Source organism: Vibrio pectenicida (genome assembly GCA_024347015.1).
Classification (GTDB): domain Bacteria; phylum Pseudomonadota; class Gammaproteobacteria; order Enterobacterales; family Vibrionaceae; genus Vibrio; species Vibrio pectenicida.
Genome location: AP024889.1, coordinates 1,827,578 through 1,840,299, shown reverse-complemented (window position 1 = coordinate 1,840,299; position 12,722 = coordinate 1,827,578). Strand labels below are relative to the sequence as shown.

11 protein-coding genes are annotated in these 12,722 nt (G+C 40.0%); 8 read left to right on the top strand and 3 right to left on the bottom strand.

Annotation, left to right across the window (positions count from 1 at the left end; genetic code table 11):
- Window positions 1–230: 230 nt before the first annotated feature.
- The 3 genes from OCV27_RS08690 (at window position 231) to nspC (ending at window position 5,604) form a co-directional block, all read left to right on the top strand.
- On the top strand, window positions 231–3,134 hold the full coding sequence (locus OCV27_RS08690) for a pyridoxal phosphate-dependent class III aminotransferase (protein WP_125320812.1): 2,904 nt from the start codon (window positions 231–233) through the stop codon (window positions 3,132–3,134).
- An 18-nt stretch (window positions 3,135–3,152) separates the two neighbouring features.
- The gene (locus tag OCV27_RS08685) at window positions 3,153–4,397 is read left to right on the top strand and encodes a carboxynorspermidine synthase (protein WP_125320813.1); all 1,245 of its coding nucleotides are present in this window, start codon (window positions 3,153–3,155) and stop codon (window positions 4,395–4,397) included.
- Between the two features lie 73 nt (window positions 4,398–4,470).
- Window positions 4,471–5,604: a carboxynorspermidine decarboxylase gene (nspC, locus tag OCV27_RS08680; RefSeq protein ID WP_125320814.1), complete on the top strand. Its 1,134-nt coding sequence runs from the start codon at window positions 4,471–4,473 to the stop codon at window positions 5,602–5,604.
- A gap of 38 nt (window positions 5,605–5,642) precedes the next feature.
- Here the strand turns inward: nspC and OCV27_RS08675 are convergent, their stop codons facing one another.
- Window positions 5,643–6,155, bottom strand: a complete 513-nt coding sequence (locus tag OCV27_RS08675) for a glycine cleavage system transcriptional repressor (protein ID WP_125320815.1) — start codon at window positions 6,153–6,155, stop codon at window positions 5,643–5,645.
- A gap of 264 nt (window positions 6,156–6,419) precedes the next feature.
- On the opposite strand from OCV27_RS08675, the gene OCV27_RS08670 reads away from it, so the two are divergent.
- Window positions 6,420–7,601 carry an SGNH/GDSL hydrolase family protein gene (locus OCV27_RS08670; protein WP_125320816.1) on the top strand — a complete coding sequence of 394 codons (1,182 nt, stop codon included), beginning with the start codon at window positions 6,420–6,422 and terminating at the stop codon, window positions 7,599–7,601.
- Between the two features lie 109 nt (window positions 7,602–7,710).
- Here OCV27_RS08670 and OCV27_RS08665 read toward each other — a convergent pair whose 3' ends face one another.
- Complete coding sequence (locus tag OCV27_RS08665; protein ID WP_125320817.1) at window positions 7,711–8,535, bottom strand: AraC family transcriptional regulator; 825 nt, start codon at window positions 8,533–8,535, stop codon at window positions 7,711–7,713.
- A 202-nt stretch (window positions 8,536–8,737) separates the two neighbouring features.
- On the opposite strand from OCV27_RS08665, the gene OCV27_RS08660 reads away from it, so the two are divergent.
- On the top strand, window positions 8,738–8,980 hold the full coding sequence (locus OCV27_RS08660) for a hypothetical protein (RefSeq protein WP_125320818.1): 243 nt from the start codon (window positions 8,738–8,740) through the stop codon (window positions 8,978–8,980).
- Window positions 8,981–9,007: 27 nt separating this feature from the next.
- Window positions 9,008–9,706: an MOSC domain-containing protein gene (locus tag OCV27_RS08655; RefSeq protein WP_125320819.1), complete on the top strand. Its 699-nt coding sequence runs from the start codon at window positions 9,008–9,010 to the stop codon at window positions 9,704–9,706.
- Between the two features lie 56 nt (window positions 9,707–9,762).
- Here the strand turns inward: OCV27_RS08655 and OCV27_RS08650 are convergent, their stop codons facing one another.
- Window positions 9,763–10,659 (bottom strand): DUF3943 domain-containing protein, encoded by an 897-nt coding sequence (locus OCV27_RS08650; protein ID WP_125320820.1) that lies wholly within the window; start codon window positions 10,657–10,659, stop codon window positions 9,763–9,765.
- A gap of 286 nt (window positions 10,660–10,945) precedes the next feature.
- On the opposite strand from OCV27_RS08650, the gene OCV27_RS08645 reads away from it, so the two are divergent.
- Together OCV27_RS08645 and OCV27_RS08640 are read left to right on the top strand one after the other, a co-directional pair.
- A complete protein-coding gene (locus OCV27_RS08645; RefSeq protein WP_125320821.1) occupies window positions 10,946–12,202 on the top strand; it encodes a CinA family nicotinamide mononucleotide deamidase-related protein in 1,257 nt (418 codons plus the stop codon).
- A gap of 240 nt (window positions 12,203–12,442) precedes the next feature.
- Complete coding sequence (locus OCV27_RS08640) at window positions 12,443–12,694, top strand: 30S ribosomal protein S6 modification protein (protein WP_125320822.1); 252 nt, start codon at window positions 12,443–12,445, stop codon at window positions 12,692–12,694.
- Window positions 12,695–12,722 lie beyond the last annotated feature (28 nt).

Below are 12,722 nucleotides of genomic sequence, written 5' to 3'. Positions count from 1 at the left end.
AACACACATAAAAAACACGCACTAATCAGCTTTGTTCTTCCTCAATGCCCTGTATTACAAAACAGTAGCATTACTGAACCTTGATTGTCTCTCGATAAACTACAGCCCATCTAAACGATGGAATACATTCGCATTGTCGTCATTTGATGGATCTGATGCGAAGAGATCACTGTATCTGTTATTCCGCTCTATGATTATAGAGGATATACAGAATATCGAAGGAGCTAGTTATGAGCACTGCCTTTGAAGTCGATAATTCGTTGAATAATAACAATATCGCAACCCCATTTTTGTCACAAATTCCAGCTGTTAACGGAGTCTATGATCTCACTCTAGATACTATTTTACAGGAGCAAGAGGATCATGAATCTGCGGTACGTTCATATCCTCGTCGTCTGCCTATTGCAATTAGGCAAGCCTATGGCGCACTTGTTGAAGATACCCGAGGACAGATCTTCTTAGATTGTTTAGCGGGTGCTGGTACGCTTGCTCTTGGCTACAACCATCCAGAGATTAATCAAGCACTAAAACATCAGCTTGATTCAGGCCTTCCTTATCAGACTCTGGATATTACTACCCAAGTAAAGACACATTTTATCCAGTCAGTAAAACGCTTTCTTCCTCAAAAATTGGGAGAAAATTGTGTTATTCAGTTCTGTGGCCCTTCAGGTGCCGATGCTGTTGAAGCGGCGATTAAACTGGCTAAACAAACGACGGGTAGAAATACCATGTTTTCTTTCCGTGGTGCATATCATGGGATGACGAATGGTACTATGGGAATGATGGGCAATTTAGATACCAAAGCTCGCCGAACAGGTTTGATGTCTGATGTCCACTTTATGCCATTTCCATATGATTTGCGCTGCCCATTTGGCTTGGGAGGTGATGAGGGTGCGCGAGCTGGCATTCGTTATATTGAACGTTTATTGAGCGATGATGAGGCTGGGATTATGAAGCCTGCAGCTATAATTGTCGAACCTGTTCAAGGTGAAGGTGGCGTTATTCCAGCTCCTGTATTCTGGCTACAAGAGCTTCGTCGAGTTTGTGACGAGCATAATATTCTACTGATTTTTGATGAAATCCAATGTGGAGTTGGTAAATCTGGTTACAACTTTGCTTTTGAAGAGGCAGAGATAGTCCCTGATATTCTGTGTTTATCGAAAGCAATTGGTGGAGGTTTACCCATGTCTTTGCTTGTAATAAATAAAAAATATGATACTTGGCTGCCCGGTGAACATACGGGGACTTTCCGTGGCAATCAATTAGCTATGGTATCAGGATCTAAAGCGCTTGAAATTATTGAACGAGATAACCTTGTTGAGCATGCCAATATTGCAGGTCAATATTTACGTTTAGGCTTGGAACATATCCAAAAGCGTGTCAGTTGTATTGCCGATGTACGCGGTAAAGGTCTAATGTTGGGTGTTGAAATTTGCAAACCAAATCAAGAGCGAAACAAATTTGGTGAACCCGCATCAGATGGAGATCTCACTTTAGCTATTCAGCGAGCTGCACTTGAAAGAGGGTTAATGGTTGAAAAAGGTGGACGCGATGGCTCAGTCATCCGCTTCCTGCCTCCATTAATCATTACTTTTGAACAGATTGACTTTGCTTTGCGTGTTCTTGAGGAAGCTATTCTCGCATCTGGCGGTAAAAATCAGCATACGAAAGAGTTCAATCAAAGCTGGAAGAAATACTTTATTCAGACTGGTTCTGGCGAATTAGAGAATGACGAATTTACTAAAGTCATGAATCATACTAATGCGACGATGAAAAAAGTGTTTGAGAAGGTTAGTGCGCCATATTCTGGTATCGATCCCCAGCGACTTGAGCAAGAGATCAACGCTGTTGATCTTAATAACCAACAATCAACTTTGATTGATGTAATTGGCCATACTGCTGAACTTGTTGCTAAGAATTCAATTTTTACTCAGCACCCCAATTGTATTGCTCACCTTCATACTCCTCCATTAATGTCTTCAGTAGTGGCGGAAACGATCATTGCCTCATTGAATCAGTCTATGGACTCGTGGGATCAGGCTCCAGCTGCAACTTATGTCGAACAGAAAGTGATTAGCTGGCTTTGTGATAAATATGAATTGGGTGAAGAGTCTGATGGTGTTTTCACCAGTGGTGGGACTCAGAGTAATCAAATGGGCTTAATGTTGGCTCGTGACTGGATTGCGGACAAAGTATCTGGCCATTCAGTTCGTCAACTTGGGCTTCCTGATTATGCAGACAAACTGAGAATTATTTGTTCGGATAAATCGCATTTTACCGTACATAAGTCAGCATCTTGGATGGGGCTTGGCGAGCAATCTATTTTGACCGTAGTAACAACTCCAGATGGCACCATGGATATCACCCAACTAGAAAAAGTAGTTTTAGAGGCAAAATCGGATGGCCTGATCCCATTTGCTATTGTGGGTACGGCGGGTACGACTGATCATGGTGCAATTGATGATTTGAATGCTATTGCAGATATAGCTGAAAGTCACCAAATGTGGATGCATGTTGATGGCGCTTATGGAGGGGCTCTTATTTTAAGTAGTCACAAAGAGCGTTTATCGGGTATTGAACGAGCACATTCTGTAAGTGTTGATTTTCATAAACTATTCTATCAAACCATAAGTTGTGGTTCTTTATTGGTTAAAGATAAGGCTAATTTTAAGTACTTACTTCATCATGCTGACTACCTTAATCGAGAGCATGACGAGTTACCAAACTTGGTCGACAAATCAATTGCAACGACGAAACGATTTGATGCGCTGAAAGTATTTATGACTATGCAAAATGTTGGCCCTGACACGCTAGGAGCTATGTATGACCATCTTCTAGAGCAAACTCAGATGGTTGCAGAGTTAATTAACCGAGAAGAAAACTTAGAACTTCTATCTAAGCCATTATTGTCGACCGTGTTATTTAGAGTCAGCAATAAAAGCTCCGCAGATTTAAATGAGTTGAATAAAGTTGTACGACTAGAGGCTTTAACTCGTGGTGTCGCTGTATTAGGTGAAACTATTGTTGATGACAAAGTAGCACTCAAGTTTACGATTCTAAATCCGTGTTTAGTTATGTCCGACTTTGAATCTTTAATTTCAAAAATTAATAAACTAGCTAATGAACTAGTATAACTTAGGTAATAGAAAATTATGGCAATTTTACAGATTGGTGCAGGTGGTGTTGGCTGGGTAGTAGCACACAAAGCAGCGCAAAATAATAAGGTGTTGGGCGATATTACGATTGCCTCACGAACGGTGAGTAAGTGTGAAAAAATCATTGCTTCAATTGATAAGAAAAATAACTTACAAGATCCAAATAAAAAACTTACAGCGCGTACAGTCAATGCAGACGACGTAGATGCTCTCGTTACTTTAATTCAAGAAGTCAATCCAGACTTGGTTATTAATGCTGGTCCTCCTTGGGTTAATATGACGATTATGGAGGCTTGTTATCAAGCAAAGGTGTCTTACCTAGATACATCTGTTGCCGTAGATTTATGTTCTGAAGGGCAGCAAGTACCGCAAGCTTATGATTGGCAGTGGGGTTACCGTGAGAAGTTTGTTGAGGCAGGAATCACTGGGATTTTGGGGGCAGGTTTTGACCCAGGTGTTGTTTCGGTGTTTGCAGCATATGCAATGAAGCATTTGTTTGATGAGATCGATACGATTGATGTTATGGACGTAAATGCTGGCGATCATGGTAAAAAGTTTGCTACTAACTTCGATCCAGAAACTAACATGCTGGAAATTCAAGGTGACTCTTTCTATTGGGAAAATGAACAGTGGAAGCAAGTTCCTTGTCACTCTCGAATGTTAGAGTTTGATTTCCCATTAGTTGGTAAGCATAAAGTTTACTCTATGGCTCATGATGAAGTGAGATCAATGCAAGAGTTCATACCCGCTAAGCGGATTGAGTTCTGGATGGGCTTTGGTGATCAATACCTGAATTATTTTAACTGTATGCGAGATATTGGGTTGCTAAGCCCTGAGCCACTGACCTTACATGATGGAACTAGTGTTCAGCCGTTACATGTTCTAAAAGCACTGCTACCAGATCCGACATCTCTTGCTCCTGGATATATAGGAAAAACGTGTATCGGTACTTGGGTACAAGGCAATAAGGATGGTAAAGAACGTAGCGTGTTCATTTATAACAATGCTGACCACCAAGTAGCGTATGAGGATGTAGAACATCAGGCAATCTCTTATACGACAGGTGTGCCAGCGATTACAGCCGCATTACAGTTTTTCCGTGGTGAATGGGCAGATAAGGGCGTGTTTAATATGGAGCAACTTGATCCTGATCCATTTTTGGAATCCATGCCTGAGATTGGTCTTGATTGGCATGTTCAGGAATTGGAAGTTGGGCAGCCAGATATTCAAATTTTGAAATAATTCCAAGCCCCATTTATTTACCCCAAAGCCGGTAATTAGTTATCGGCTTTATTCGATTCTATGGTAATTAGAAATGCAAAAAAGTGAATTAAAAACACCTTATTTTATTATCAATGAAGCTAAATTGATTGAGAATTTAGAACATGCCAAGAAACTAAAAGAGATATCGGGCGTTAAATTGGTATTGGCTCTTAAATGTTTTTCAACTTGGGGTGTTTTTGACATCATTAAACCATATTTAGATGGCACTACCAGTTCTGGTCCTTATGAAGTAAAGCTCGGACATGAGACATTTGGTGGAGAAACGCATGCTTATAGTGTGGGTTACAGCGAGGATGATGTTCGTGAGGTGGTAGACATTTGTGATAAGCTGATTTTTAATTCGCATAGTCAGTTAGCTGCTTATCATCATATTGTTGAAAGTAAGACGTCAATTGGCCTTCGAATCAATCCAGGTGTTAGTTATGCAGGTCAGGATTTGGCGAATCCAGCAAGGCAGTTTTCTCGTTTAGGTGTGCAGTCGGATCATATAAACCCCGAAGTTTTTAAAAGTATAGATGGCGTAATGTTCCACATGAATTGTGAGAACAAAGACGTGGATGCTTTCATTGGTTTACTAGATTCAGTCTCTAAAACGTTTGGCCAATATCTAGATGAGCTATCTTGGGTTAGTTTAGGCGGGGGGGTATTCTTTACATGGCCGGGTTATGATATTGAAAAGCTAGGTCTAGCTCTTAAAGCTTTTGCACAAAGGCATGATATACAAGTTTATTTAGAGCCAGGTGAGGCGATAATTACCAATACAACTGATTTGGTCGTGACTGTGGTTGATGTTGTTGAGAATGGTATGAAAACGGCTATCGTTGACTCAGCAACAGAAGCACACCGCTTAGATACCCTGATTTACAATGAACCTGCATCTGTTCGGGAAGCTTCAAAGAGTGGTATTTATGAATATGTGATTGGGTCATGTTCATGTCTTGCAGGCGATCAGTTTTGTATTGCCAATTTTGATCAGCCACTTAATGTTGGCCAGCGGTTACACATTATAGATAGTGCTGGATACACCATGGTAAAGCTTAACTGGTTTAATGGCTTGAGAATGCCCTCTGTGTATTGTGAGCGTTCAAATGGTCAGCTCCAAACGCTTAATGAGTTTGATTACTCAGATTTTAAGCGCTCTCTATCACAGTGGAGTGTAAAATAAGCTTAAATATAATGGGTAGCAGTATAGAGCTACCCTAGTTATGATTCAACAATGACACGAATTTCGACACTAAGGGCTTCCAAATCTTTTACCACATCATCGATGATAATATTTTTAGGAATCCTAATAGTAATAGTAGAGGTGAACAAGCTTGAACTTACTCCACCGCCATCTGCAATAAAAACCCGTTGACAATCCATATCCAATATATTGATACCTTGTTTATCAAGCGTATGACTAATTTCGTTGACGATACCAGGTCGGTCGGTAGAGTCTAAACGTAGTTTATAGGTGGTTTCAATATTGTGGTCGTGGTTTTTAGATTCACTAAACTTAACAAGCAGGTCCTTGTTATTACAAAAAGCATTTTTAACTAACTCTTCGTTTTCCTGTGGTAATTCTACTTTTATTACAGCAGCAACTTGATTTTCAATAAAGTTCACTTTACTTACAAGCCACTTTCCGCCCTGTTCATGGGTAATACTAGCGAGCTGCCTGATTGTTGCAGGTGTTGCCTTCCCTGAAAAACTGACGATAAAGATACTGTTCATAAAACCACCTGAGTAACAACCTATCTTATCTATATAGTTTGATTGTAGAAGTCGCTCGCAAGTGGGGGTTGATTTAGATCAATATTTGAAGTCGAATTTATCTTATTTGACAAAAACGCCGTCTAATAAAGATATATATCACACCACTTAACTAGATAAATGATTGATCTGATTTTGGTAAGAATTTTCATGATTTTTCTGGTGATATTTACATTGGAATTGGCAATGTAAATTAATTGTTAAATTTCAATTAAGGATGATGATATGAAGTTGTCGGCACTAGGAAGAGTTTTTATTTCACCACTCTATAATAAGAACTTAGCTGAGAGAAAACTTGAGGTTTTGTCTGTTTCACAAGCATCGGAGCACGGTAAAAGCCGCTCTGCTTCTCTACCATCCTTTAAGTTAGAGATTTTGCCTGAGAGTAGCCATAAACCTATACAGCCAGAATTATTGAACATTACTTCGCCCGATAAATCAGCTTCAAAGAGCCAAGCGTATGAACTTGCGATACGTGATCATCAAGAAACAGCAGCGCTTAAAAAACACGCTGAAAGTAAATCATTAGATGGTATAAAGCGCTTAGTGGTTATCGGTGATAGCCTATCGGATTCACATGGACGTATGAAGTCAAAGACGTTGGGTATTATGCTGTCTTCGAGGCAGTACCATGAAGGGCGCTTTACGAATGGGTTTGTTTGGCCAGATTTTATATCCTCAGATGCCTACTTAAAAAAACATATCAAAGATAAAGATGTGCGCGATAACTTCAAATTATTCAATTATGCAGAGGGTGGGGCAGTCACGGCACGTTATTCAAAGCTGGACCCTACGTTTATTCTTATTTCCCATATGAGTCGGCAAATCCGAAAGCATGAAAAAAAGGAAGGATTTAAGGAAGGAGATATGGTGGTGCTATCGCTCAGTGCTAACGATTATATGACCTTTTCAAAAAGGGATATTAGAAAAGTGTTGAATTGCTACAGAAATCAAATAACAAAATTAGTTGAGCAGAAAGGGGTAAGACATATTCTAGTCACCGGGGTGCCTGATTTATCAAAGACCGCTTTAGCCCAGAGAAAAGGGCAAGATTATCAAGATACGATGTCTAATATTTCTTATGAACATAATACAGCAATGCAAGCTATGTTAAATGAGATGAACGAGAAATATGAAGAAAAGAGAGTAGCAATAAAGTTTTTTGACTTTGGTGGCGAGTTGAGCAAGCTTGTTACAGTGGCTCATAAAGTCGGATATAACACAGTAACAGAAGAGCAAGCTGGTTATGTTGATTTACGGCGCTACTTTGGATTTAAAGGGAGTAGCCAGACATTTGATCCGGCACATCGGCATGTATTTCATGATCAAGTTCATCCTAGCCAAGAAGTTCACCAAATCCTTGCTTCACGTATGTGTGACTTCATTGTCAAAGAATTTGGACAATGAAGTCACAGAGTTTTATCTAATGTTTTATTCTACCTGGTTTAAATGCTCAATGGTTATTTCTTAGATGAATTGAAGGGTAATTTACTATTCAGCTTAACTAGGATACATATCAAAGCTCGCAATATTGGTGGTTTTTATTGAGTCTAAATTGTTGTGGCGTGAGATCAAAATAGGACTTAAATGCTTTAATATAGGAAGAATCATTCTTGTATCCAATGTTGTCTGCAATAACTTGGATGGGTAGCTTTTCGTCTAATAATGGCAGAGAGTATATAAGTCTTAAGTGTTGTCGCCAGCGTGGAAATGAGGTGTTGAACTCCTTAAAAAATAGCCGAGACAAGGTTCGCTCTGAAGCGCCAACTTTATCTCCCCAAATTTTCAGGGACCAGTCTAACGTTGGTTTTTCTGAGAGTTGGTTAAAGATAAATCTTAGCCGTCTATCATGGGGCAATAGCAACTGAAACGTCATCACTTCATCTGTATAAACTTGATCGTGTAATACATCGAGTAATCGAAGTATCTTCTCGTGCATATTTGTATATGAGTATGTTCTACGTATTTTTTGTAGAAGCTCTTTGAGAAAGGGCGTTAGATATAAGGTCCTTAGCCTGTTTTTATAGTTTCTGCTAAACGCAGGGTTGATATAAATGCCAATGAAAGTCGTGTCAGATAAAGCAATAGATTCATGATCTAGAGTAGCCGGTACGAACAAAGCTGAAGTATGAGGCAGCAGGTATTGATAGTTATCGGACTGTGTTTGCAGTAACCCTTTAATCGGAAAAATGATTTGATGCCAATTGTGGCTATGCATTTTGTCTACATATCCTTTGGTCATTTGTATTGTTTTTACCAGCACTGGTGCGTCTGGCTGAGTAGCGATAATTTCGTTGGCCGATTGCTGATATGTCTGTGGCTCATTTTGGCGGTTTGGCATTATAAAATGTCTTTTTGTCTTTATCCCGTCATTGATGAGTGAGGTTAGCATAGTATCACTAACTATCACAGGAGAGGCTATGCATATTCATTTTGTTATCCATGAGTCATTTGAGGGGCCGGGTTATTTTGAGTATTGGTTGTTAAAAAATGGTTTCTCGATGGATTGATAGAAAAATATTTGCAGAAGGACTGTCATTGATATGAGATATCGGGTAGATATATACCAGCAAGAAAAACTACTTTTTAGTGTGAACATCGAACATATAGATAAAAACAAAAGAGAGAGACATTTAGAGTTACTGATAGTGAAGTTTCCTTCAGAAGAAGGGTATCAGTTAAAAGCTTTCTATTCAGATCATGAAATTCGTTATCTTAAAAGTACTGGAGACAGTGTTGAATTGCTTGCTGCATTGCCTGTCTACCAATTGGTTCCACATAGCTGAAATTAGGCAACTTCTTTCGAGGAGACTATGAAAAGTTCAGGGAAAGTAAAATCTGTGCTGACAGGTAAGGCAGTGTCGTTTGCTCATGGTTCAAAAAGCGCAATTGATAAGAAAGTTGTTGATGGGCGTCAATCCGTCTCGTTTTTGGGGCTTAATGGTGATGAGCAAGGAGACTTACGTTTCCACGGTGGAGTAGAAAAGGCTCTCCACATATACCCTACTGAGCATTATAACCAGTGGGTGGAAGAGCTCGGTGAGCGGGATGTTTTTCGCCATATTGGGGCGTTTGGTGAGAACATAAGTTCCGTCGGTGTTACCGAAGAAGACATGTGTCTAGGAGATATAGTACGTATTGGCTCAACGCTTTTAGAGGTTTCTCAGGGCAGAATGCCTTGTTGGAAATTGAACGTACGCTTTGACCAAAACGATATGGCAAAGCGGTTACAAGACTCATTACGAACAGGTTGGTACTTCAGAGTGCTGCAAGAGGGAGATATTGGGCAAGGTGACGACATCATATTGTGCGATAGACCCTATCCAGAATGGTCGCTTGCTAGGATTATGAGTGTAATTTTTGAGGGCTGTCTTGAAACGTCAGAGTTACAAAAATTGGCACAATTACCTTTGGTCGAATCATGGAAAAAATTAGTTGATCGAAGAATAAGTGATGGTGTTGTGGAGGATTGGTCACCTAGGATCGAAGGCCCCTGTGATAAAGATAAATAAAGGTGTTGGTGTAAGCCTGCTTGAAGCGCAACCAAGCTTACAAATAGAAGTTATTTCTAAAAAGTAATCTTCATTTCGACGCCATAAAAAAGATCGTCGTAGCTAGCGCCTGAATCTAGGGCAAATTTAGCAACATCTTGATTACCAAACCAAGGTTTAGTGTTGAATTGGAATTCAGCTGAGCCGCCCCATGCGTTGCTAACCCAACCATGGATGTGGCCAACAGGGTTAAGGAAGAACAAGGTAACGCCACCCATTGTTTCAGAGCCCCAGACTTCACCACCATTGGCGACAATGTCTTGCTCGGCACCAAACATCATCTCGCCTACAACGGCGCCAAAGAAAGGCGTGATAAAAATATCTTGCCATGAAGGTACTTCAGCAAATGCTTCAACGCCGTACTCCCAGAAGAAAGTGGATAATGTAGCAGAGTAGAGGAAAGATTCGAATTCATTAAAACCAGCATGACGAGCTGCTGTGTAGTAAACGCCGCCAAAGTAGGGATGCATGACATAGTTAAGAAAGTGGTCGTCTCTGTCCCATTTTGGCCCTGAAGTGACATTATCTTTCCATTTAGAACCTAGGCCACTTAAATCCCGATCCTCTTCATCCCACTTGGTAATGGATTCAGGGAGTAATGTCATTAAGCCTACTGTCGCAACACTGAGACCCAAAATAGTGTATGTTTGACCTTTAAGATAGCCCCAGTCTTTTTCACTTTGTACCGTGAGATATTTAGGTAATTCAGGCTCCTCAAGTTTTAAATTACTCTCAGTTAGGCCTAAGTTATAGGTGCTAAGGGAGTGGTATGAGTATGAGTTGTCGAAAAGGCTATAATCTTGTGCGTTTTCTGCCGTGTATGAGAGCTCGATAGTCTTAGGAGTTTCGTAGTTATTGGCATTTGTATAAGCAGAAGCCGATAACATCAAAATCGTGATGTATTTTTTGTACACGGATAAACTCCATAGTATCGTTCTTAATATGTCCTAGTTCGCGATTATCTAATAAAGTAACTGGAATGAAAACCGTAACTTGTGCTAATTAAGAAAGTAATACTCTTAGCTACACTCAAACTATGACGGCGGTCGTCTATTATTGTTGTCAACTATGAGTAGAGACTCTGAATTTCGATATCAAAGTCTGTTTGTCTTTAGAACTAACATCAACATCAATAAATGCTACACCGTGAAGTTGGTGGGTTACCAAAGTGATTCAGATTTCCTAAGAAGGAAAATAAATATGTTGAAAATAGCGATGTTAAGTACTGGTGAAGAGGTACTTCATGGGGATATCGTTGATACTAATGCGGCTTGGTTATCTGAGCAATTTTTCAAACATGGCTTTTCTTTGTCGAAGCGTTCCACTGTCGGTGACAGTAAGTCAGCAATGGTTGAAGAGTTGATGATGTTGAGTTTCAACTGTGACATAGTGGTGGTTAATGGTGGACTCGGCCCTACTACGGATGATGTGAGTTCTGAAGCAGCAGCACAGGCAGCAGGAGTCGAATTGGAACTTTATTCACAATGGATGGATAAATTAGAGATTTTTTTTGCAAATCGTGGTGTGGACATGCCTGAGAGTAATCGTAAACAGGCCATGCTACCTAAAGGGGCAGTTATTATCGACAATCCAATCGGTACTGCTTGTGGGTTCTCATTTACCTTTAATGACTGCGACTTTTATTTTACACCGGGCGTTCCAAGCGAGTTTCAACTGATGGTTGAGTCGCAAATTTTACCTCAACTGACTGAGCTTCATAGTGATGTTGTTGGTTATGATTGTAGTAAATTATATACGTTTGGCCTGTCAGAATCTTATTTGTCGGATACGCTAGATAAAATTGATTTGCCAGCAGGATATGTCTTAGGTTATCGCTCTCACTTACCCTATATCGAAGTAAAACTATTTGGGCCGAAAGGAGATGTTGATACTAGGGTTAAGCTTCTTCAAATAATCCATAACTTGATAGAAACTAATGTTGTCAGTGTTGATGAGTCGATGGAAGAGTATGTGGCTCACCTAATTGCCGATAGGGCTCAATCAATTTCTACAGCAGAACAATCTACTTATGGCCATCTTACAAGGTTGTTAAACACCAGTTACGAGGCGGCTTATTATTGTGAACATGGTTGGATTTTGGGAGAAAGTATGGATGTGGGGGACAGTAACAATGATTCTTTGGCGGCCATACTTGCTCTTGCAGGAGCCACTAAAGAGAAATGTCATACTGGTATTGCGCTTGCAACTGGAAAGGTAAAAGAACAAACATTTTCTGTTGCTATTGCCACCAAAGAAGGTGAGTGGGGACAGACATTAACCTTCAATCGTTCCTTCTCTCGAGATGATAAAGTGACATTTATCACCACAGTTGCTGCTGATATGCTTCGACGTTACTTTCTAGGTAAAGATATGTTTCCTAAGTACGGCTCTCTCGTTCGAAACAAAGAAATCTATGTCCCTAGAGAGTTTATCAATAATGTGGAGCCCGATAGCTAGGTCGATAGCTTAATCTGGTAATTCTGTCAAACTGCCACCGTGTAGTATGCAGTAATAAGTGAATGAATATGTTTCTTATTACATGAGTGCTTCGGTAAATCTTTCTTAGAAGAAAATCATCTAAAGCTTAAAGTGATGATTTTAAATAAATGGCAGAAGAGTCCAATAATTGAAACGTGCATTTGTTGTAATAGTGCTTAAAATGAAAGTTCGTCAGGGGTTTTACCTAGGGAGGTTAGCATGTACCAACATTCGAAAATTGTAGTGTGGTATCAAGTTGCAGGCCAAAAAGTTGTGCTAGGAGAATCAGTTAGTGAAGGTGGGCAAGATGTAATCTCGATTTGGCTCAGTGTTCCAGAAGAGGAAAATCAAGGGAATTCATTGGGCTATCGTATGTCTCTATTTGACGATGGTGGGAGAGAAATTGCAAACAAAGCCGTGTCTATGGTGACCGCGGACGAATTTTTAGCACGTATTAATGTTCGAGCTTAACCCAAATCCTTAAATAACTCAGCATGGT

What these genes read in the sequence shown, in the direction of transcription:
- OCV27_RS08690 (WP_125320812.1), top strand. Translation starts at nt 231, where the DNA reads ATGAGCACTGCCTTTGAAGTCGATAATTCGTTGAATAATAACAATATC.
- OCV27_RS08685 (WP_125320813.1), top strand. Translation starts at nt 3,153, where the DNA reads ATGGCAATTTTACAGATTGGTGCAGGTGGTGTTGGCTGGGTAGTAGCA.
- nspC (WP_125320814.1), top strand. Translation starts at nt 4,471, where the DNA reads ATGCAAAAAAGTGAATTAAAAACACCTTATTTTATTATCAATGAAGCT.
- OCV27_RS08675 (WP_125320815.1), bottom strand. Translation starts at nt 6,155, where the DNA reads ATGAACAGTATCTTTATCGTCAGTTTTTCAGGGAAGGCAACACCTGCA.
- OCV27_RS08670 (WP_125320816.1), top strand. Translation starts at nt 6,420, where the DNA reads ATGAAGTTGTCGGCACTAGGAAGAGTTTTTATTTCACCACTCTATAAT.
- OCV27_RS08665 (WP_125320817.1), bottom strand. Translation starts at nt 8,535, where the DNA reads ATGCCAAACCGCCAAAATGAGCCACAGACATATCAGCAATCGGCCAAC.
- OCV27_RS08660 (WP_125320818.1), top strand. Translation starts at nt 8,738, where the DNA reads ATGAGATATCGGGTAGATATATACCAGCAAGAAAAACTACTTTTTAGT.
- OCV27_RS08655 (WP_125320819.1), top strand. Translation starts at nt 9,008, where the DNA reads ATGAAAAGTTCAGGGAAAGTAAAATCTGTGCTGACAGGTAAGGCAGTG.
- OCV27_RS08645 (WP_125320821.1), top strand. Translation starts at nt 10,946, where the DNA reads ATGTTGAAAATAGCGATGTTAAGTACTGGTGAAGAGGTACTTCATGGG.
- OCV27_RS08640 (WP_125320822.1), top strand. Translation starts at nt 12,443, where the DNA reads ATGTACCAACATTCGAAAATTGTAGTGTGGTATCAAGTTGCAGGCCAA.